At 34.0% G+C, this 21,840-nt stretch carries 22 protein-coding genes; 7 read left to right on the top strand and 15 right to left on the bottom strand.

What is annotated here, in order from left to right:
* Positions 1-21: 21 nt before the first annotated feature.
* On the bottom strand, positions 22-468 hold the full coding sequence (bcp, locus tag PFY09_RS12585) for a thioredoxin-dependent thiol peroxidase (RefSeq protein WP_271159929.1): 447 nt from the start codon (positions 466-468) through the stop codon (positions 22-24).
* 33 nt (positions 469-501) lie between these two features.
* On the opposite strand from bcp, the gene PFY09_RS12580 reads away from it, so the two are divergent.
* Positions 502-1,122 carry an endonuclease III domain-containing protein gene (locus PFY09_RS12580; RefSeq protein WP_256039575.1) on the top strand — a complete coding sequence of 207 codons (621 nt, stop codon included), beginning with the start codon at positions 502-504 and terminating at the stop codon, positions 1,120-1,122.
* A 96-nt stretch (positions 1,123-1,218) separates the two neighbouring features.
* On the opposite strand, the gene PFY09_RS12575 is transcribed toward PFY09_RS12580, so the two are convergent.
* The 4 genes from PFY09_RS12575 to PFY09_RS12560 all read right to left on the bottom strand — a co-directional run bounded on the left by PFY09_RS12575 (position 1,219) and on the right by PFY09_RS12560 (position 4,839).
* On the bottom strand, positions 1,219-1,659 hold the full coding sequence (locus PFY09_RS12575) for a DinB family protein (RefSeq protein WP_271159928.1): 441 nt from the start codon (positions 1,657-1,659) through the stop codon (positions 1,219-1,221).
* 8 nt (positions 1,660-1,667) lie between these two features.
* Complete coding sequence (locus PFY09_RS12570) at positions 1,668-2,264, bottom strand: hypothetical protein (protein WP_271159927.1); 597 nt, start codon at positions 2,262-2,264, stop codon at positions 1,668-1,670.
* A 63-nt stretch (positions 2,265-2,327) separates the two neighbouring features.
* Positions 2,328-2,717, bottom strand: coding sequence for a DUF1398 domain-containing protein (locus tag PFY09_RS12565; RefSeq protein ID WP_076394090.1), 390 nt, complete (start codon positions 2,715-2,717; stop codon positions 2,328-2,330).
* 325 nt (positions 2,718-3,042) lie between these two features.
* Positions 3,043-4,839: a DUF885 domain-containing protein gene (locus tag PFY09_RS12560; protein WP_271159926.1), complete on the bottom strand. Its 1,797-nt coding sequence runs from the start codon at positions 4,837-4,839 to the stop codon at positions 3,043-3,045.
* A 393-nt stretch (positions 4,840-5,232) separates the two neighbouring features.
* Between PFY09_RS12560 and PFY09_RS12555 the strand changes: the two genes are divergently transcribed.
* The 5 genes from PFY09_RS12555 (at position 5,233) to PFY09_RS12535 (ending at position 10,217) form a co-directional block, all read left to right on the top strand.
* Positions 5,233-7,302: an autotransporter outer membrane beta-barrel domain-containing protein gene (locus PFY09_RS12555; protein WP_271159925.1), complete on the top strand. Its 2,070-nt coding sequence runs from the start codon at positions 5,233-5,235 to the stop codon at positions 7,300-7,302.
* 209 nt (positions 7,303-7,511) lie between these two features.
* A complete protein-coding gene (locus PFY09_RS12550) occupies positions 7,512-7,973 on the top strand; it encodes a hypothetical protein (protein ID WP_076394087.1) in 462 nt (153 codons plus the stop codon).
* A gap of 172 nt (positions 7,974-8,145) precedes the next feature.
* A complete protein-coding gene (locus PFY09_RS12545; RefSeq protein ID WP_087711968.1) occupies positions 8,146-8,850 on the top strand; it encodes a MotA/TolQ/ExbB proton channel family protein in 705 nt (234 codons plus the stop codon).
* 57 nt (positions 8,851-8,907) lie between these two features.
* On the top strand, positions 8,908-9,306 hold the full coding sequence (locus tag PFY09_RS12540; protein WP_076394083.1) for an ExbD/TolR family protein: 399 nt from the start codon (positions 8,908-8,910) through the stop codon (positions 9,304-9,306).
* Positions 9,307-9,332: 26 nt separating this feature from the next.
* Positions 9,333-10,217 carry an energy transducer TonB gene (locus PFY09_RS12535; RefSeq protein ID WP_271159924.1) on the top strand — a complete coding sequence of 295 codons (885 nt, stop codon included), beginning with the start codon at positions 9,333-9,335 and terminating at the stop codon, positions 10,215-10,217.
* Between the two features lie 16 nt (positions 10,218-10,233).
* On the opposite strand, the gene PFY09_RS12530 is transcribed toward PFY09_RS12535, so the two are convergent.
* From PFY09_RS12530 to PFY09_RS12495, 8 genes are all read right to left on the bottom strand, one after another.
* Positions 10,234-10,626 (bottom strand): hypothetical protein, encoded by a 393-nt coding sequence (locus tag PFY09_RS12530; RefSeq protein WP_076394079.1) that lies wholly within the window; start codon positions 10,624-10,626, stop codon positions 10,234-10,236.
* 35 nt (positions 10,627-10,661) lie between these two features.
* Positions 10,662-11,027 carry a four helix bundle protein gene (locus tag PFY09_RS12525; protein ID WP_116099264.1) on the bottom strand — a complete coding sequence of 122 codons (366 nt, stop codon included), beginning with the start codon at positions 11,025-11,027 and terminating at the stop codon, positions 10,662-10,664.
* 49 nt (positions 11,028-11,076) lie between these two features.
* Positions 11,077-12,480 (bottom strand): nucleoside recognition domain-containing protein, encoded by a 1,404-nt coding sequence (locus PFY09_RS12520; protein ID WP_271159923.1) that lies wholly within the window; start codon positions 12,478-12,480, stop codon positions 11,077-11,079.
* A gap of 188 nt (positions 12,481-12,668) precedes the next feature.
* On the bottom strand, positions 12,669-14,831 hold the full coding sequence (locus PFY09_RS12515) for a peptidase domain-containing ABC transporter (RefSeq protein ID WP_271159922.1): 2,163 nt from the start codon (positions 14,829-14,831) through the stop codon (positions 12,669-12,671).
* 73 nt (positions 14,832-14,904) lie between these two features.
* Complete coding sequence (locus PFY09_RS12510; RefSeq protein ID WP_214587723.1) at positions 14,905-16,140, bottom strand: radical SAM protein; 1,236 nt, start codon at positions 16,138-16,140, stop codon at positions 14,905-14,907.
* Positions 16,141-16,211: 71 nt separating this feature from the next.
* On the bottom strand, positions 16,212-16,409 hold the full coding sequence (locus tag PFY09_RS12505; RefSeq protein WP_116099260.1) for a hypothetical protein: 198 nt from the start codon (positions 16,407-16,409) through the stop codon (positions 16,212-16,214).
* Between the two features lie 141 nt (positions 16,410-16,550).
* Complete coding sequence (locus tag PFY09_RS12500) at positions 16,551-18,920, bottom strand: outer membrane beta-barrel family protein (protein ID WP_271159921.1); 2,370 nt, start codon at positions 18,918-18,920, stop codon at positions 16,551-16,553.
* A 39-nt stretch (positions 18,921-18,959) separates the two neighbouring features.
* Entirely contained in the window at positions 18,960-19,625 is a 666-nt protein-coding gene (locus PFY09_RS12495) for an N-acyl amino acid synthase FeeM domain-containing protein (RefSeq protein ID WP_271159920.1), read from the bottom strand.
* A 127-nt stretch (positions 19,626-19,752) separates the two neighbouring features.
* Here PFY09_RS12495 and PFY09_RS12490 point away from each other — a divergent pair, with 127 nt between their 5' ends.
* A complete protein-coding gene (locus tag PFY09_RS12490) occupies positions 19,753-20,511 on the top strand; it encodes a response regulator transcription factor (protein WP_214587720.1) in 759 nt (252 codons plus the stop codon).
* Here the strand turns inward: PFY09_RS12490 and PFY09_RS12485 are convergent, their stop codons facing one another.
* Both PFY09_RS12485 and PFY09_RS12480 read right to left on the bottom strand, forming a co-directional pair.
* Positions 20,512-21,261 (bottom strand): ThiF family adenylyltransferase, encoded by a 750-nt coding sequence (locus PFY09_RS12485; protein WP_271159919.1) that lies wholly within the window; start codon positions 21,259-21,261, stop codon positions 20,512-20,514. It abuts the gene before it with no gap.
* Positions 21,262-21,332: 71 nt separating this feature from the next.
* Entirely contained in the window at positions 21,333-21,839 is a 507-nt protein-coding gene (locus tag PFY09_RS12480) for a DUF6973 domain-containing protein (protein ID WP_214587718.1), read from the bottom strand.
* Position 21,840 lies beyond the last annotated feature (1 nt).

The raw sequence follows: 21,840 nt of genomic DNA, 5'->3' as shown, positions 1-21,840 counted from the left end.
AGAAGTTGTCTAAAGTAAAAACTATTTCAAAATCTGTGCAGCGTGATCTTTCGTTTTTACCTTATCGATAACTTCTGTACAGATTCCGTTTTCATCAAAAACAAAAGTGGTTCTTACAATTCCCATGAATTCTTTTCCCATAAACTTTTTCAGTTGCCAAACGCCAAATTTTTCAATAACATCACGCGTTTCATCGGCAATAATATCAAACGGAAATTCAAATTTCTCACTGAATTTTTTCTGATTTTTTACAGGATCTGCACTTACTCCCAACAATTCAAATCCCTGTTTCTTCAGTTCAGAATAATTGTCTCTCAGGTTACACGCTTCAGCAGTACAGCCGGGTGTATTGGCTTTCGGATAGAAAAAGACAACAAGCTTTTTACCGATCAGATTTTCAGAATGTACCGTTTCGCCATCCTGATTGGTTCCTTCAAATTGAGGTAATTTATCTCCGACTTTCAACATAATGATTTATTTTTGTTCAAATTTAATGCTTCCATGACAAAAAAGCAAAGAGCCGAACTCGTACAGACCGAATTAGAAAAATTATATCCCGAAGTTCCCATTCCGTTGGATCATACCGATCCTTACACTTTAATGGTTGCTGTAGCACTATCTGCACAGACAACCGATAAAAAGGTGAATCAGGTAACGCCCGAACTTTTCAGCGTAGCCGGAACCCCACAGAGAATGGCAAAACTGGAGGAATATCAGATTAAAGAATTAATCAAAGAAATAGGACTAGCCAATACCAAAGCCAAAAATCTCAAAAGAATGGCAGAACTTCTTCTGGAAAGACATAATGGAGTAGTGCCGCAAACCTACGAAGAACTCGAAGCGCTTCCCGGAGTTGGACATAAAACCGCATCCGTTGTGATGAGTCAGGGCTTTGGATTTCCTGCTTTTCCGGTAGATACCCACATTCACAGATTAATGACACAATGGAAGCTCACTTCCGGAAAAAACGTAGTAGAAACCGAAAAAGACGCCAAAAAACTCTGGAAAGAAGAAGTGTGGAATAAACTTCATCTTCAGATTATTTTCTACGGAAGAGAATATTCTCCCGCGCGAGGAAACGGAGCCAAAGATTTCATCACCAAAATGCTGTTCGAAAAATAAACAGTCTTTTCCGAAGCCTGAATTCCCCTCCTTTGGAGGGATGGCGAAAATTCGGAAGAATTTTTGACGGGGTGGTCAAATAGATGAAGAAGCAAATCAATCCAACAATCTTCGGTGATAATTGATCTGTCCCAGATGATAACTCAGATGCCCGAAAAGATGGATTAGGAAATATTCCGTCGTCATTCCATAACCCAAAGGTTCAAGCGGATATGGTTTCTGGAGGTCTTCATCAGACAGCCTTTCAAGCGTAATCGTCACCGTTTCGATCGTCTTTTCAATCTGTTGAACTAATTGCGTTCTTGGAACATCTTTTAATGAGAATTCAAGCTCCCTGTTTCTTACATACCCGGAATTTCCCAAAACAGCTCCCACAAAATGACTGAGATTTCCCACAATATGCAACGTTAAATTTTCTGCCGAATTTGAAATGTTTGCCTCTGTTTTCCAGAGATTTGTTTCATTCTTATAAGATTCAATTTCCTGTTTCAGCTTATTTAAATCCCTTAGGAATAGCGATTTTAGACTTTCTGTCATTATTTTTCTTATTTAATTTTTGTTTTAAAATATCCTCTGAAATTTTTAGTAACCAGAGAATCCAGCTTCGTTTCATAGTCGATAAACCCATAAATACTGTCGCTTTTTTGAAAGGTGTATTTATTAAGAACCAATTTCTGATAAACAGGATAAGAATTGATAAATTTAATCTCACCTTTTAAGGCTTTAGGGTCAATATCTTGAATTAAAAACTGATCATTAAAAACCTTTACCAAAACTCCGTTTCCAAAATATCCGTTGTAATTATTAAGCCAAATATTGATGGTGTCTCCTTTATATTCAGTTTTGCATTTATAATCGCTGAACTGAAAAAATCTGTATTGCTTTCTTCGAGGATAGAAAAAGCTTTCATAATAACCATCTTCTTGTACAATATGAGCGGTTCTTGTTAGGCTTTCTACTTTTTCACTGTTAAATAATTTAAGCTCAGGATATTTTGATAGAATTTTGAATGTATCATTTTTACTTAAATTTTCATCAACAGTAATTTTTTCAGGTTGTGAGATTGCCCTGTTTTCCTTTTTGCAACTTAAAAAACACAATCCAAAAATGAAAGTGATAAAAAAGAGAAATGCTTTTATCATATTCTGTTTTAAAACATAAAGCTAAACAAAAAAGCCACAAAAATTAATTTGTGACTTCAGTTTTTAATGAGGAATTTCTTCTGTCAGAATTTCGTTTCCGGCTTTATCGTAGTAAATGCAGGTAAATTGATCCAGATCTACAATCCATTTTTCAATACCGGTTTCTGCACAGTCTTCACAGAATTTCATATAATCCGTCTCTCCTCTCTGATGACTTTTAAGCTGCTGAATAAACTTTTCCTGGTCAGAATCATCAGCGATTACTAAATCTTTATATTGAGGTTCTGAGGTTGTTTTAAAATCATTTTCTCCAAAATATTCGGTATGGCTGTCTTTTACCCATGTTTCAAAAGATTTCACGCCTAATTCCTTAATTTCTTTGATGTAATTTGGAAAATCTGCTCCAGTTTTTACTTTGCCGTGAGCAGATTCAATTTGTTCTACTGTAAACATCTTTTTTCGTTGTATTTTTTTGTTTTTCAATTTTAATTACAAAGGCGCAAATTATAAGTTTTTTAAACTCATTTTAAATTTAACTTCAAAAGAGACAAAAGACATTATTGGATTTATTTAAAGTATTTCAAAAGCCTTCAAAGAGAAAAAATCTTTGATTTTTTTTAAACTTATGCGCTCTTTCTTTCCATTTAAGTATTAAGCTTAAACAACTAAAGGGTTACAATCTTTTGCATCTTTTGCGGTAAAAAAGTTTAGACAAATTTTACAATTAAAAAATAAAAATCAATGAAAAACTTTGCGTTTTTTGTGATTTCGGCAAAAATTATTTCTGTTTTTTTGCCCAAAGTTCCATTTTCCTGTTCAGAACATCCAAAGGAAGGCAACCCTGGCTCAAAACTTCATCATGGAATTTGGCTAAATTAAATTTACTTCCCAGTTCTTTCTGATATTTTTCTCTCAGCTCACGGATTCTCAGCGAACCGATTTTGTAGCCTAAAGCCTGTCCAGGCATTGCCATATATCGCTCTACTTCGGCTGTTGCTCCGGCTTCGTCATAAGAAATATTGCTTAGAAAATATTTGATTGCCTGTTCTCTGGTCATTTTTCCCGTGTGAAGACCCGTGTCTACTACCAGTCTTACTGCTCTTAGCATTTGGTCGCTCAGGTAGCCCATCTTCTGATAAGGATCTGTGTACAGCCCGAATTCCGGTCCTAATGTTTCGCAATAATGCGCCCATCCTTCACCGTAAGCTCCAAACCAGCCGAATCTCATGAATTTCGGGAGTTTGGTGTTTTCCTGCTGTAAAGAAACCTGATAATGATGTCCTGGAATAGCCTCGTGTAAGAACAAAGATTCCATACCTGAAGTTACGTTGAATTTTGACGGATCCGGAAGCGGAACGTAGAAGATTCCTGGTCTTTTTCCGTCCGGAGTTCCCTGAATGTATTCTGCACTTGCACTTGCCTCTCTGAATTTTTCAGTTTGTCTGATCTCAAATCCTGTTTTCGGTGTTATTGAAAACATGGTTTTCAGCTTCGGCGTAATTTTCGTTAAAATTCCATTGAATGCAGCCAGAACTTCTTTTGAACTCGTGTAAGGCATTGCTTTCGGGTCTGTTTTTACATAATTGATGAACTCTTCCAGTGTTCCCGTAAAACCAACCTGCTGTTTTACTTTTTCCATTTCGGCGCGAAGCATTGCTACCTGCTGAAGTCCGATTTTATTAATTTCCTCCGGCGTTTTATTAGTTGTTGTCCAGCTTTTCGCATAGTATTGGTAAATTTCCTTTCCGTTTGGTAAGCTGTTATAACCGTCTGTTTCTCTTGCTTTTGGTAAATATTCTTTTTCTAAAAAGTTGCCCATTTTAGTATAAGCGGGAATAATTTTCTGTACGATGGCATCCTTGTAAAGCTTAGAGAATTTTTCTTTCTGCTCGTCTGTAAAATTTTTCGGAAACTTTCTGATCGGTCCGTAAAAAATGTTTTTATCCGGATCGGCAGACGTAATTTCTTCGGCTCTCATCTGTGGAATCATCTTTACCACCAGTTTTTTAGGCAAAACCATTTTATTGTTAATCCCTTCACTGAAATTATCGGTCGCTGCATTCATCCATTCCGGAAATTTTTCCATTCTTTTCAGCCAGTCGGTATAATCTTTCTCTGTTTTAAAAGGCTGGCTTCCTTCTCCGCTTCCATACAAAGGAAAATTAAGCGGCAGACCGCCAAATTGTGTAAAAGGAATATATTCCGGATGGTAATTATAGTTTTCAATTTTATCTTTTAACGTAAAATTCAGTACATCATAAACTACCTTATCTTCGTCTGAAAGATTTTTATAATCCACGTTTTCCAGTTGCTTTTCTACAGAACGGTAAAAAGCGACTTCTCCGGAGATAAAATCTTTATCGATGTTAATCGGAAGCTGATCGTTATAACGCAAGTCTCCCTGCGAAGTTGCATCCAGAGGATATAATTTCAGATATTGTTCATAATAATTGGAAGCAATAGAATCCAGGTTGGATGGTGTTACTTTTGTTAAAGGCGAATCGGATTTTTTACATGAGCCTAAACTGATGATCAGACCTAATCCTAAAATACTTTTTGATATGATGTTTTTCATTCCGGAATCTTTAGAGAACAAAAATAAATATAATATCAACGTAAATTTTCAATCAACTAAAATTAAGATTATAAACAAGAAAATTATTTGTTTTTAATTTATTTTAATGAAAATATTTACCTCAAATCACATCTTACACATAAAATAATATTGATAATTGTGTTTTTTTAATTTAAAGTTAGATGATTTGGTAAAAATGTGTTATTGATTGCTTAATTAATTTAAAAATTTATATATAATTAGTATATGTGTAAAAAAAAATAATTATTCGTATGATATGTTTTGTGTTATTAGTTTTTTTCTATATTAGCGATTAATTAAATAATAAGTAAAAGTGTTGTGAATTATTTTAATTATTGTTTAATTTAATGTGAAAATATAATTTTAATTGATATGACTAAAAAACTACTTAACCTGGCAATTGCTTTCTCAAGCATTTCGGCTTTTTATGCCCAAGTTGGAATAAATTCAACTTCGCCAAACACAACCTTTGACATTGTTTCTAAAACCAATGGTGTAAGACCGGAGGGTATCTTAATTCCAAGATTAACAGGAGATCAGATTAAAAATATGGAGCCTCTTCTGGGGAGTTCTCAAAATTCTATGATGATTTACGCAACGAGTGCAGCAACCAGTCTTACGGCAAGTACCGTAGATCTTACAGCTCCGGGATTTTATTATTATAATTTCGGATTGGCAAAATGGGTTGCTATTAATAATTTCGGGACGGCTGCAAAAACGCCGATTTCAGGACTTATCGACGGAACAGAGAATAATTCGATAGACAGTAAGAATTTCGCACAAAGTTGGGATTGGACCACAGCAAGTACACAGACTCCTCTTACTTTAAGAGCAAATGCTTTAACTACAGGAACTTTACTGGATATTACTTCTACAAGTACAGCCTTAAATTCAACAAATGGATTGGTGAGAATTATCAATAATGCAGCACCTTCTAATGCAACAGGTATTTTCGCAAGGTTTCAGCCAAGTAATGTTGCAGGAAGTGGAATGTCTCTTCTTAATAATGGAAATTCAGGATTCGGAACAACAGCTCCTTCTGCAAAAATTCACATTTTGGAATCAGGAACAACCAATCAGCCTGCAGCTATTATAAGTCAGTCGAGCAGTGCAGCAGATACCGGAAGTTTAGCAAGTACGGGATCAAAAGGAATGTTCATTGATATGAGTTCAGCTACTCTCGACAGGGCGTTGGTAATTACTCAAAACGGAACGGCTACGAATTCAAGAGGGTTAAATATTACAATGGCTTCTGGTAATCCTGGAGTAGGAGGTTTTATTAATCATAATGGAACAGGGGAAGGTTTTAGAGTCCAGAATAGCAATACAGCAAATAATAATGCAGGTGTTTACATTTTGCATAGTGGAGCGGGAAGTGGGGTATTTGCATCTGCAAACGCTGCTGGCGCAGATGCTACAACAGCATCTTCTACAAGAAGGTCAATGATTTGGGGAAGCAGAACGATAGGAAGTGCTGCTGCGGGTAATTCAGGAAGTGGCTATTCAGGGCCAAGTTCTGCCGCAACCACTTTAGCGCATACTACTCTTTACGGGTCAATGGGGAATGCAGAACCTATAGCAACTGATGATGCCTACATTTTTGGTGTTTTAGGAGAAGTTCTTTCTGTAGCAAGTGCCGCAGCAGTCGACAGGTCGGGTGGAGTGTTGGGGAATTCACAGGTTGCAGGGACTTTTGGAATTTTAGGATACAGAACATCTGCTTCTGCGAATGCAGGAGTGTATGGAAATGCCGCAATGTCTACAGGAACGGGTAGATCCGCGTTGGGTTCTGAGGCAGCAGGATTTGGGGTAATGGGAGTAGGAGATCTTATGGGAGCTGCTTTTAGGGGTAATGTTTACGGGATTAACGCAAGTGGAAGCCGTTACGGGATGTATGTGGATGGTGCCACTTATACTAATAATGTAATTGCTAATGTAAGTACTGTAGACGGAAGCACAGAAAGAGTTACAACGTATGTTCCTACATCAACCACTGCAGACATTTATACACGAGGAACCGCAACTCTTGATGCGAGCGGAAGGGTAAGTGTTTCTTTTGACAGAAAATTCTCTGATCTGGTTGCGGAAAATTCTGTAGTGGTAACCATTACTCCGATCGGGAAAGGCTCTCAGATCTATCTTGAGCAGGAGCCTACAAAAACAGGATTCAGTGCCAAAACGGATGATAGCAATGCTGTAAAATTCTCATACATTGCTGTGGGAACGAGAAAAGGTCTTGAAAATATTGAAGTTCCGAAAGAAATTCTTTCAAAGGATTATGACGAAAATATGACTGCCGTACTTCATAATGAAGCAGATACTTCCTCAAAAGGAAAACCTGTTCACTGGAATGGTTCTGAACTGAAATTTGAAAAATCTGCAAATGCACCAAGCAATGCAAGATTAAATACGACTCAGCTTAAAGCCGAAAAAATTGAATAACTTATTTTAATAATTAAAATTTTTTAAAAGTGTCGTTATCATATAGCGGCACTTTTTCATAAGTTTAAAATTTTAAAGGCTTGTTATATTAATTTAAAAGAGATTTTTTAAAAATACTTTTCAAAAAATTTTTCACGTTCAATCTATTTTTTATCTTTGTTGAAAACGTTTAACAATCATATTATTACCGCTCTTTTTTTTAAGAAATAATGAAAGGGATTTTAAAAATTTACCATCCGGACGAAACGCTAAAGTACAATATCAGAAATACTTATTGCAAGGCGGTTTACAGCAACCAACAACATTTTCTGGAAGTTGAAATTATTACGGATGACAGTCTGGATCATGTAGAGGATGATTCATTACAGTACAACTTTCCGCAGCTTTCTCTTGAAGTGTTCGATTTCCCTATCGATTCCGCGGAAATAGAAGGAAAAACCATTACGATTAATGATTCTGATGAAGATACATATACCGAAGTAGATCTTTTCGATGACGAGGAAGCCTTTATTTATGATAATGAGCTTCAGTTTGAGAAAAATGAAGAAGGAGAACTTCAGGTAATCTGGAAAGGAACGATTGATGATTTTTATACAGGATCAGACACGCCGATTCCTTTCAGACTGAAATGTGAATTCAAGCAGGAAGAAATTGAGGTAGACGAAGATTAATCATCTTTATTTGTCCCCATTTTTATATCAGATTTCTTTTCAAATCATTTTTGGAAAGAAATTTGCTATTTATGAAAATAACAAACTTTAAGTTGTTTTTAAGCAATTTTTAAGAGTTCAATTCATAATATTCCATTACTTTTGTCGTTACAACTTTTATAAATACACTTTAATGCTGTTAACGGAACTTACTCAGATTTTATTTGCCCAGGTTGCTGCACCTTCAGTAGCGGCAGACGATTTAGAATTCTCATTTTGGAAAATCATGTTCCACGGAGGAGCTTTCGCTAAAATAGTGATGGTAACCGTGTTGTTGCTCGGTGTATTTTCCGTATATCTTTTCTTTGAGCGCTTTTTCTTTATTAAAAGATTAACCTCAAAAACAGATGCCAATTTTATGGATAATATCGAAGATTTTATCAGAGATGGTAAAATAGAGTCTGCGGCAGATTACTGTAAAAGACAGAATTCTCCAGAAGGAAGAATTTTAGAAAAAGGAATTTCAAGACTGGGGCGCCCTGTTTCGGATATCGTAAGTGCGATGGAATCTCAGGCTCAGGTTGAGGTTGCCAACATGGAAAAAAATCTGAATCTTTTGGCGGTGGTTCCAAGTATAGCTCCGATGTTGGGACTTCTGGGAACGGTAATCGGGATGATTATCGCATTCTTCAATTTGTCTCATGCAACGGGTTCTTTCTCTCCGAAAACTTTGTCTGAAGGTATTTATACTGCATTGGGACAAACAGCAGTAGGTCTTGCTGTAGCAATTCCGGCAAACTTTTTTTACAATTTATTATTAACAAGAATTGATAAATTTGTATTGAAGGCGCAAAACATGTCCGGAGAATTTTTGGACCTTATCAATAAACCGTTATAATTTTTTCTTATGAAACCGAAAGGTTCCATCTGACAAACATAAAATCAGAATCAACAGATGAAAATTCAGAGAAGAAATAAAGCAAACCCGGAATTCAGTTTGGCAGCGATGACAGATGTTATCTTGCTGATGCTGATCTTCTTTATGGTAACTTCTTCGGCAGCCAACCAAAGTGCGATCGATGTAAAATTGCCGAAAGCAGATACCGCAGCAGACAATATTCCGAATCCTTTGGTGGTGAGCGTAAAACCGGATGGGTCTTATTTTGTAGACGATAATCCTGTGAACAGAGGAGAATTGGAACAGACCATTGTCAATAAATTAACAGGTCAGGCGAATAAATCTTTCACCATAAGAGCAGACGAAAATACCCTCCATAAAGACGTGGTTTTTGTAATGGAAATTGCCGAGAAACATAAATTCAATATTGCCATTGCAACCGTTAAAGATAAATAACTCTTCGAAGTAAGGAGCATTTTAAAATGAGAAGCCATATAATCAGTAAAGATGAGCAAAACAGAGACAGGATAAAAAGCGCGGTGCTTTCTATTCTCATTTGGTCTGCCATTCTTTTATTTGTTTTTCTGTATAAACTGAAACCGGAACTCGATGAACAGCCAGAAGTTATTACAACCATGTTGGTAAATTTTGGAGATAACAGAAACGGAAACGGGGTAGAAGAACCGGCGGATCAGCCGGGAAGCCTTGCTGCTGCGACAGAAGAAGTCGCTTCTGAACCTGCAGAAACTGCTGTTCCTGAAACCAAGACGGTTATCCAGCCGGATCCGCAGCCTGAAACCAAAAAAACAGAAGCGAAAGATAAGGTAATAACCGGAAACAATACTAAAACTTCGGTTCCAAAAAAAGAAGAATCCAAAGCAGAAACTAAAAAGACTTCCACAAGTACCTCTGCAACCAAAAACACTAAAAAATCAGGAGCCACAACCGCAAATTCCAAGACTGGAAATGGTGACGGAAAAGGAAATGCTGCCATTGGAAATCTGATCAGAGGACGCGGAACAAAAGCAGGAAGCCAAGGCGATGGAAACGGAATCGGAAATGCTGGAGATCCTTTAGGTGGTGATGGAAATGGTGACAGTAAAGTCGGAATCGACAGAAAACTGGTAGGATTTATCCCCGGAACAATGGGAAGAGGCGGATCACAGCCCGCGAATAGCTGTACAGCGAGCGGAACGATTACCATTGCTTACACTGTAGATAAAGCAGGAAACGTTGTTTCGGCGAGAAGATCGGGGGGAACTTCCGATCCCTGCATCAGTTCGAATGCGATATCGTGGGTTAAGAAATATGTAAAAGCAGAAAAAGCGAGTGTTTCTTCCACAGGATCATATAAAATTACATTCTAAAAAATACAAAAGCACTTTACTCAAGTGCTTTTTTTATTTCTGAAATTCTGTTAATAACCGGAAGCGCAAATATTCCACTCGTTTGGAGATACAGTTCGTAGAATGTTTTTGCTTTATCTAAAAAATCTTTGTTATCAGATTGTTTTCCGTTAAAATAGAAAAGATTTCCTAACATTTCATAGTAATCTTTATGGTCTCTTTCCTGTCTTTCATTAACAATTTCTATGATTTCCTCTTTCGGTTTTGATGAAAGCGTTGTAAAATCAAACTTAAAAATGTCTTTCATTAAAGATTCAAAATCAAGCTCTTTTTGCATTAAGCTTTCTTCAGGCTTATCCAAAATCAGCTTTTCTAACGCCTGAGTTAACTGGCGTATTAATCGTAGGGTGAATTCTTTATCTGTAATCATAAATTGTTTCTTGTTATTGGTTTGTGGTTGCTTGTCTATGTACGCCAGTTTAATTGGACATATTTTATAAAGTTATTTATTTTTCCTCCCAGAAGTTTGTATTCTTGTGCTTTATTTTCAAAATCTGAATTTAATTCAGGATAAAGTCTGGATAGTTTTGATAAATGACAAACTGTTTCATCACAGCTGCCTTGTGAATAAACCAAAAAGCGAATAAATTCACCTTTATAAATTTTTCTTCCATAGCCTTCTACAATATTTGTAACAATAGAATCCGAAGAGCGTCTTAGCTGGCTTCCTAATTCATAAGTTTCATATTTTGGCAATTTAAAAGAAAGCCGATGGGTTTCAATAAATAATTCAAACGAAATGTTATAAATATCAAGTTTTGTATAACTCATATGTGTTTTATATTAGAATAATAAACTAATAACCATTAACCAGCAACTCTTATCCAAAGAAAAGATATGCTAGAATAATAGAAGTAATAATCCCCACCAAATCAGCCAGAAGCATAGCAATTACTGTGTATCTTGTATTCTTTACGGCTACGGCTCCAAAATAAACAGCAATGACATAAAACGTCGTGTCTGAGCTTCCCTGAAGAACGGCTGCCAATTTTCCCTGAAAACTGTCTGCGCCGAAAGTTGTCATGGTATCAACCATCATTCCTCTTGCTCCAGAACCCGACAAAGGTTTGATTAAAGCGGTCGGAAGCCCGTCTACAAATCTCGAATCTAAATTTGCAGAATAAGCAACCCATTTCATCCCGTCGATAATTACGTCAAATACTCCGGAAGTTCTCAATAGCGAAATGGCAATAAGCATTCCGACCAAATAAGGAATAATCTTTACACAGGTTGTAAAACCTTCTTTTGCTCCTTCAATAAAAGCATCAAAAACATTGATTTTTTTATAAACAGCGCCAAGAACAATGGCTAAAAATATGAAAAGAATTAAACCGTTGCTTAGCACTTTGCTGAAATCATCCAGTTCATCCTTGCTTAATTGAGTAAGATATAAAACCAGCAATGCGATTATGGCAGAAATTCCGCCAACGTAGGCAAGAACTACAGGTTTTAAAAGGTTGATTTTCTGATATAAAGAAACCACGATCATCGCGGCTAAAGTTGCCGCAAATGTAGCGATCATGCACGGAAGAAAAATATCCGTCGGCGTTTTTGAACCCATCGAGGCGCGGATCGCAATGATGGAAACCGGAATTAGAGTCATTCCTCCTGCATGAAGACAGAGGAACATGATCTGGGAGTTGCTTGCCGTGTCTTTATTCGGATTTAAAGTCTGCAAACTTTCCATCGCTTTTAGACCAAAAGGTGTTGCTGCATTATCCAGACCGAGAAGATTGGCGCTGAAATTCATCAGCATATGCCCGAAAGCGGGGTGGTTTTTAGGAATATCGGGAAATAATTTTGAGAAAAAAGGCTGAATTAACCGGCTTAAAAGGTTGATTCCTCCTGCTTTTTCCGCAATGCTCATGAACCCCATGAATAGAGTCATAATTCCGATAAGTCCGAGACAGATTTTCACTGCCGTTTCAGAAGTTCCGATTACCCCATCCGATTCCTGAACACGGTACACTTTTACATCCTGCCTTAAAGAATCTGTTTTGTAGTGAATTCTACTGTCCGCAAAATCATTTTTTTTCATGAGATTGTCCCGCACAATAGGAGAGAGTGCATTCATTTTCTGAGTGGCAATCTGTACGGTATCACCGCCTTTACCTACAACCATATCATTGAAAATAGTTTTGTAGTTGCCTGATGAAACGTATTTTATACCTGCAATGGCAATGGCAATGATAATGAATGCCGACCAAATTCTGCTGAGAACCATTATTTAAGATTATTTTGGTTCTAAATGTAGTAATTTTTAAGCAAAAGTATTTATTCTGGCAATGAATTAAAAAAACAAAACTTTAGCTGCGAAATAGAGAGCAATAATACTTAAAAGTATTATTATAACTCCTAAAAGTGTAAAATGGGATGGAATTTTATCCATTAGATTTTTCTCATTTTTCATCTCTATAATCCTAACTCTAATTGATTTTGTATTAGTTCAAAATATTTTCCTCTTATCTGTATAAGTTGATCATGATTTCCTTGTTCAACAATTCTTCCACTATCTAGAACAATTATCTGATCCGCATTTTTTACAGTAGAAAGTCTATGCGCCACTACAATCATTGTTTTATGTTTGAAAAAATTATCAATATTCTGAACAATTATTCTCTCATTTTTAGCATCAAGAGAATTGGTGGCTTCATCAAAGAATAGATAATCGGGATTTTTATATATTGCTCTTGCAATAAGAATTCTTTGTTTTTGTCCCTGACTCAGACCGACTCCTTCTGAGCCTATTATAGTATCGATTTTTAAAGGTAGCATATCAATAAAATCCGAAATATTAGATAAAGCAACAGCTGTATTTAATTTGCTTTGATCAGGGTTTTTCTCCAAGGCAATATTATAAGCAACTGTATCTGAAAAAATATGACTATCCTGAAGAATAACCCCGCACTTTTCTCTCCATACTACATTTTCAATTTCTTTCAGAGAAATTTCTTCCAAGGATATTTTCCCCATTTGCGGAGTGTAAAACTTTAAAATCAGTTTTAAAAGTGAGGTTTTTCCGCTTCCGCTAGCTCCTACAATTGCTGTTGTTTTTCCCTTTGGAATAATTAAGTCAATATCATTTAAAATAAAATGAGAGTTGTCGTATGAAAAACTCACATTTTTTAGGGATATATCAAAAATTCGCTCTAAATAACCTATCTGACTAATGTTTTCTTCATCTTCCTTATTATGAATTTCATTGAGTCTCTCAAAACTTATTTTCACTAAGTGATAGCGCAGAAAGAAAGTGATAAGTTGTGAAATAGGATTATTCATTCCTCCAATAATATAGACGATTGAAAGCATGGTTCCTACTGTCATTTGTCCGTTCATGACTGTTAAAGAAGATGTAAAAACAACCAATATATTCTGAAAGAAGTTAATAAATTTATAACTTTCATATTTTTGATTTACTTTAAGCTTCTCAATATTATTTAAATAGATATTAGATTGTATTGAACTCCATTCTTGGCGTTTATATTCTTCAAGGTTATTTAATTTAATCTCCTGCATCGAATTAATAATCTCATAGATTTTATTTTGATCGGTAGATTGTAGAGAGAACGTTTTCTGATCTAATATTTTTATTTTTTTAAAAAAATTAAAAATCCAAGTCAACTCTAGCGAAGTTCCTATCAATACAATAATAAATATTGTTGAATTAAAATAGAGTAATACTGCAGAGTAAATGATAATGCTGAAAAATGAAAAAACGGTCTGGATAAGATCCTGAGAAAGAAACTCTTCAATTCTTTTATGATCCTGTATTCTTTGTAAAAGATCTCCTGTGTTTTTACTATTGAAAAATTTCAAAGGGAGCCTCATTAGCTTTGCTAAAAAATCTGAGATAATCGATAAGCTTATTCTGCTACTAATATGAATGAATAACCAAGATCGATAATATTCTAACACTACTCTGCTTATAAAAAGCCCAATTTGTGCAGCCAAAATTAGATAGATTAGATTAACTTGTTTTAAAGCGACTCCTTTATCTAAAATTTTTTGTGTGAAAAATGGAAATATAAGCTCAATACATGATGAAACTAAAAGAGTAATGGCAATTAGTAAAAATTGAGTTTTATGCTTTTTAATATATTGAGTTATATACTGAAGATTTCTGGATGTATTTTTTTTGTGCTCATCGGATTTTTCATGCAGATTTTCTGTAGGTTCGAGAATTAATATAATTCCTTTTTCTTTTTCCTGAGTCCAGCCTTTTAAGAATTGTTCTTTGGTGTAAACAGTTTTTCCAAAGGCGGGATCTGCTACGTATACTTTTTTTGGAGTCATTTTATAAACAACAATAAAATGATTCTGATTCCAGAAAAAGACAGAAGGAACATTAATATTTGATAATGCTTCTTCATAACTTAACTTTACTGGTAAGGCATCGAAGCCTAATTCTTCGGAGGTATATTTGAGATCAGATATGGTAATCCCTCTTTTGGAAATGTTACTTTCTGAAAAAACAGAGTCAGATAGCAAAACACCATAATATTTGCTAACCATTTTAAGGCAAGCTAAACCACAATCCTGGCTATCTAGTTGTTTTATAAAAGGGAAACTTTTCATCAATTTTTTTATGATTTTTAAGCGAATTGATTGACTTCAACTAAAAATATATTTTTATTGTGAGGAAATATGATTAATTCATGGCAAAACTTTCCAGTTTTTTCACGTAAGATGGTTCCTGAATAGTAGGAAGTTTTTCATCGATTATTTTTAAGGCTTCTTCATAGGTAAGTTTCTGAATACCTGTTTCTTTTATAAGATCTTCAGGTAATGAATCTATAACTTTATTCTGAATATGTGTAATAAGCATTAGAAGATCATTACAATATATAGAAGGATTATTAAATCCGTTTTTAGAGCTGTAGCGATGAGGTAAATATCCTCCGCCACAAACTTCATGAATGGGGCAAGCCAAGCATTTTTTTGGTAACATCTGCTTACTATTATAATATACGTCAATAAGATCGCTTTGGAAAATATCGTCGAATTCGTTCGTGTGGAGGTTAAATTTATGTTTCGTAAAGCTTTCGCCACATATTTTTAATACATCTAAAGACTCTATATCTCCATTAGTTTCAATAACAGCCAATTTGTTATATCCCTTTCCTGAACTTTCAGTACCGTTTTCTGATCCGAAGATGTAATTAATATAATCTTCAAATTTTATTACAGAAACTTTGTTTTCATCATCTTTGAGGTTATACCAATAGTCAAATAATTCTATCAGCCATTCTGCATTTTTAAGTTTGGGAACCTGATCTATACTATCATAGTTTTCATCCAGTAAAAGAAGATTGATAATGGAAAAACCTAAATTTCTATATGTTTCATAAAGTTCAACTGGAGAAGACATGAAATTAATAACAGATAAACAGCCTAATTTGTAATCTAAATATTTATTGGCAACATCCATTCCCTTCTTCACTCTGTCAAATGTACCTTTTCCCTTTTTATCAATCCTGAATTTATCATTAACTTCTTTTCCTCCGTCTAAACTTACTCCAATCCCAACACGATATTTGCTAAATAACTCACAGTGTTCTTTGCTTAAAAGCATTCCATTAGTCTGCATAGCAAATAGGATTTCTATATCATCATTATGTAAAGAATGTAGCGTCTGAAGAAAAAAGGTAATATCCTTTATGTTCATTAATAGAGGCTCTCCGCCATGTAACACAACAAAGAATTTTTTTAATGAGTGCTTATGGCAATGATTTTTTATCTTTTCCTTGAGAGCCAGAATCGTTTCCTTAGACATAAATTTTGGCTGAAGTTTATAAGATTGGTCTGCGTGATTATACATATAGCAGTATGTACAGTTGATATTGCATCTTCCCGCTACTTTTACTACAAGTGCTTCTATATTCATTGGTTACTAGGTTTTTAAGAATAAAAAAGAAGAGAAGGATATACATAAGAAGCATATCCTTCTCATATCTATTAGAAGAAAGTTTTAATAGTTCTCTCGTGGATAATTCTATCATAAACCACTTCAGAATAACCGATTACTACCGGTCCTGCAGCTCCCATCCTGTTTTCAGAATCCAATTGTAAAACAGCTTTTTTTAGAACATTGTTCTTAATTAAACCAGAATTTTTTGCTAAGTTCTTAGTTTCTTTTTTGTTGAATGTAAACATGTTAAATAGTTTTTAGGTTAAACAGTAGAATCATAGTTTAAAGAGTATAATTCCTAGATTTTCACTCTTGCTTGCAAGCGGGATATTTATTTGTAGTTTTCATACATTGTACACTATATGAAGAACTACAATCAAATCTTTTTAATTGGCTCTCTTTTTCTCTTCTTCGTTACTTAGTTTTCTGGATTGTATTTTTAGTGTTTTTCCAAAATTCCAATTTACGGAGATTCTTATTTTTTGAGTATCACGATAATCAAAGTTTTCCTGTTTTATACCATTTACAACCTGTGTAAATGTCATTTTATAGGTTCGAAAAATATCCATTATGTTTAATGCTATCTGCAGTTTTTTTTCCAGAAGTGACAATTTTAATCCAGTATTGAAATAATAAAAAGATGACATTTTATAGCTGTTCGCAATTGAAGGAGACTGGTAGTTAAAACCAAGTTCTGCTTTTAATGTTTTTGCGGAGTTCAAAGTGAAGCTGTTGTTAGAGCTTACTGATGCGCTCCATCCTGAAAGGTCTGTCAGGGTATTGGGAATATCTGACATTGTTTTTGTATAGAAAATATTTGCCTGATTATTACTTTCCCACCATTTCCATTTATTGAAAAGATAACTTTCCAGTATTCCCAGATTTATCTGCTTATAAAAGTTACTCGGTATGATCGCCTGAACGGGATTATCTGCCGAAACATATGTAACCTGATCAAAACCATTATTGATATAGCTTAAATATGCCGAAGCATAATTGTTTTTATAGCTGTATGATATTTCAAAGTTATCTGTAAAATAAGGTTGTAAAAAAGGATTTCCCTCTCCATAATTATATTTTGTAGTATAAAATCTGAAAGGATTCAGATCAGAATAAGTTGGGCGGTCAATCCTTCTGTTATAATTAAACCCAAATACACTATTTTCATTCATTAAATAATTAATATATAAAGTGGGAAACAGTTTAGTATAATTATTTTTATTTGTTTGGTCTAATGTTTCAGAATAGCCTTTTGTTTGTGTGTTTTCTAGTCTAAAACCAAGCTGCGTTTCCCATTTTTTTGATAGTTTTTTACTTCCAGATAAATATATTGCCTGCGTATTTTCCTTATAATCAAAAGTATTGCTTTTACCAAAGTCTAAAAAAGGATTTCCGTTTGTTGTATTAAAATATAAAACATCACTTTTATTATTAATAAATGAAACTTTCGCTCCAAAAGATAGAGTTGCCCATTTTAACGGAAATTCTATATCAGCTTTTGAAGAATAAATTTTAATATCTTGGCTACTTAAATTATTTGCCGAAAGAAATGTCTTAGCATTATAATCACCCGGTAAATACGACGATGTAGAAAACTGATTATCTGCATTAGAATTAAACGTAAAATAATCTACATCAAAAGATATCTTTTTGCCAATACTATCTAGTTTTGTAATAGTATGAAGATTAACTGCATGATTATTTTTTCTCACGCGTAAATCTGAAGGAGTAATTATCAGGGAGTCTAATCCTTTCTTAGAGCTTATTTGAGAAGAATTGTCCCCTTTTCTAATAGGATTATTTATACCTCCTAAATACTGTATCCCAATAGTCGTTTTTTTGCTTATCTCATAATCCAAGGAAAACCGGCCACTTAAATTATCTCTAAAACTTCTTGATTTATTAGTTTCAAACCATGTATAGTTCGGATAATAAAGTGTATACTCCTGATAAGGTGCTGTACTTCCGTTTTCATAATCAAAATTTGTAGTGAGGGTAACTTTTTTCTTTTGATAATTAAGTCCTGCGCCATAATTTCCCATAGAATAGGTAGCTTGGGTATAGCTGGTTTTAAGGTTTCCACTAAGATAATTCTCCTTTGCTTTTTTTAGTTTGATATTAATGAGACCACTGTTTCCTTCCGAATCATACTTTGATGGAGGATTTGTAATTACTTCAATATTTTTAATGTCTTCAGATTTAATACTTCTCAGAAAGCTCAGAAGATCATTTTCCGAAAGCTGGATAAGCCTGTCATTTACCATGATAGAAACCTTGCTTTTGCCAATAATGCCTATCTGGTCATTAACTACTTTTACACCAGGAATAATTCCCATAGTTTCCAAGGCGTCACCACCGCTTGCGGATATAGAATTTTCTACATTAAAAACCAATCTGTCTATTTTTCTTTCAATTAATTTCTTTTTACTAGCAATACTTACGCCCTGTATTTGCGATTCTTTTAGTTCTGAAATCAAATTTTCGGTTTTATTTTCTGTAATACTAATCTCTTTTTTTATAATTACTTCTCCGTCCTTTACTACTGATAATTTATAAGTGCCCTTCTCTGGAACAGATATTTCATAATTTCCGTTACTATTACTTATTGTATTCTTTTTTATATTTTCTTTTATTAAGGATATTTCTGCGTATGCAATTCCCTGATTTTGGGAATTGACAACTATGCCGCCAATTGTCTGGCTTTTTATAAAAATTCCGAAGAAAATAAATGTTAAAAAAAATAATATGTTTTTCATGGTTAATATCAAAGATAATGAGCCAATTTTTTTTATTAGCTACACAAAAGTGTAGTTTTTAATAGAGTCTGCAAATACTACACTTCTGTGTAGAATATCCAAGTCATAATTTTTTACTAGATAAATATTTTTTTTAAGAAAGTTCTTTAGACTTTCATGTTCTAAAATAATTGGAATGGTTTCAGAGCCTAAATAGTGAATAGAATTAGTAATAGGATGAGCATTTATACCTAAAATTTTTAAAATTTTTAAAAGTTTAGCATCACATTCAGCAATGGCTAATGTATTTTCTTCACTGCATACATCCTGAATGGCGAAAGTCATTAATGTTTTAAATAAATTGATTCCACCTTCTTTACGCCCCTTTTTAATTGCAAACCTTCCGATATGCCAAATATTGTACTGCTCACTATCGAGAAAACTGCTTAACTTAACAGAAAACATTTTTTCAATAGGCAATATATCTTTCATGTTCCATTTTAAAGTTCTTATGGACCCAATGATTTGATTATTATTTTGTGCAACAATTATTCTTGAATTGGAAAAACTTTTTTCTTCATTCAGAACATATTCAATTTCCTTTCTAATAAAACTTGGATCATGACAAAAATTTTCATTGTGGTGTGAGAAATTTTCCTGTACAACAAATTCTGCAAACTTCCTCAATTCGGACTTTTCTAAGACTGAAAATTTAATAGTTTTCATGGTTTAGTGATTTTTGATTAAATTTATTTTGATTTTTATGGGATATTACTACACTTTTGTGTAGATTTGTTATCAAAAACATAAAACTACACTCGAGTGTAGTGTGCTTTGTATATAAAAATATTGTATGGATGAAATCAACCAGTTCTTTTCTGATAGAAATACTGTGAATAATCTTTCGCAGAATGAACTTCTACAGACTTTTGATTATCTGGAACCTGTAAAAGCATTTGCCCGAATTACCTATAAAAGTCTTTATATAATAGATTATCAGAAAAAAAGTTTTGATTATGTTTCGGATAACCCTCTTTTCTTATGCGGTCATACTCCTGACGAAGTAAAAGAGTTGGGTTATGCCTTTTATTTTAAGCATGTAAAAAAAGATGATCTCCAGTTGTTACTGAAAATTAATGAAGTAGGATTTAATTTTTATGAAAATATTCCTGTTGAAGAAAGAAAACTTTATACAATTTCTTATGATTTCCATCTGGTAAAAGATTCAGGAAAAAGTATACTGATTAATCATAAGCTTACACCTCTATTTCTTAATAAAGAAGGAAAGATATGGAAAGCAATGTGTATTGTCTCTCTTTCGCAAAATAATACGTCAGGAAATATTCAGATTTTTAAAGATGGAAGTGATGATATCTGGTTATTCCAGCTATCGTCAAATAAATGGGAAAAAAGTAAGAAGATAAAACTCTCAGACAGAGAAACAGAAATTTTGCTTCTTTATGCGCAGGGTCTTACCATTAATGAAATAGCAGAAAAAATGTATCTTACAGCAGATACAATAAAATTTCATCGCAGAAAGCTATTTGATAAAATTAATGTACAAAATATTACAGAAGCTTTGGCTTATGCAACCAATAACAAGCTTATTTAGCTAATCTGCAATAGTTTTAAAGTAAAATTCTGGAAAATACCTGCTTTTTTTCTCAGTTGCTATTTTATACAAAAGGGTAGTACACATCCCGGCAACGAGCCATGAACCTATTGATAGTTGAGGAGGAGGAAGAGTTTCTTGTTCATTTTTATAATCATTTACTATTTTAGCAAGCCATGATACTTCTTTTTCTTTTTGAGCTAATTCTTCCATAACAAAATCTACAACTTTTAATTCATTCAATTGTTTATTGTGACCCAAAATTTGAAAATTTTGTCCATTTGGGTGTATTGCGGTTACTAAGCCTGCCCAACCTAAATTATAAGGATGAATGATAACAATTCCTTTTTTTTGTGCTATTTCATCAAAAATAACAGGAATGTCTGAAGTAAAGTCTAATGCATTAAAAGCAATCTTTATATTTTTTAGGATTTTATTAACGTTATTATGATCAATAAAGTCACTTATATATTTGATGTCCGCTTCCGGATTAATTTCTTTTAACCGTTTATAAAGAGTTTGTGCTTTATTTTGTTGTAAATTTTTTTCGGTGAAATTCTGTCGGTTAAGATTAGATCTTTCGACTATATCCCCGTCAATAAGGGTTATATTTTCAAAGCCAAAACGTAAAGCGCATTCTGCAATATTGCTCCCAATTCCGCATCCTGCGAGAAGAATAGGATAATTTTTAATAATACTTTGTTCGCTATTGTTTACATAAAGTCGGTTTCTTGAGTATCTTTCGTTCATAGTGTATTAGTTTAAATTAATATTTAAAGACGAAATTATTTCGTTTTAAAAACTAATACAATATAATCATATCAATCCAGATAAACCAGAAATCCTTCAAAATCATCATCCAGATTTTTCAGAACTTTAGCATCTTTCATTTTCTTTTCTAAGCCTTCAATGAAAAAACTTTTCTCGAAAAACTGGCGGTGAACTCCCGGAAGCAGCTCTTTAAAGTAATCCATTCCGAATTTATTGTTGTGAAGATCCATTTTGGTTTCCAGAGGTTTGTTCGGGAATAATTCTTCGTGCATATCGGTGATTCTTTTACAGAATTTCAGTGCTTTCTGAGGCGAAGAGACTTTGGAGCAGTACATCGCAATAAAACAGCACCAAAGAGCGTGTCTGAATGCATTTCCCACACCATTGGTAGATGCAGTTTTAGGGAATTTTTTCTGAGCAATGGTGTATGCCTGAACGGTGGCATGAAAACTGAGCAATGAGAAAACAGGATGAGGAAGAACAAGCGTTAAAAGACGGATAATCTTTTTAAAACTCATACTTCGGATGGTGCTGAAAAATATCTTGAAAGTTCTCATA

The sequence above is a fragment of the Chryseobacterium gambrini genome (genome assembly GCF_027920505.1).
In the GTDB taxonomy this organism is placed as follows: domain Bacteria; phylum Bacteroidota; class Bacteroidia; order Flavobacteriales; family Weeksellaceae; genus Chryseobacterium; species Chryseobacterium gambrini.
The sequence above is the reverse complement of the archived record's forward strand: the minus strand, read 5'-3'. Positions and strand labels throughout refer to the sequence as shown.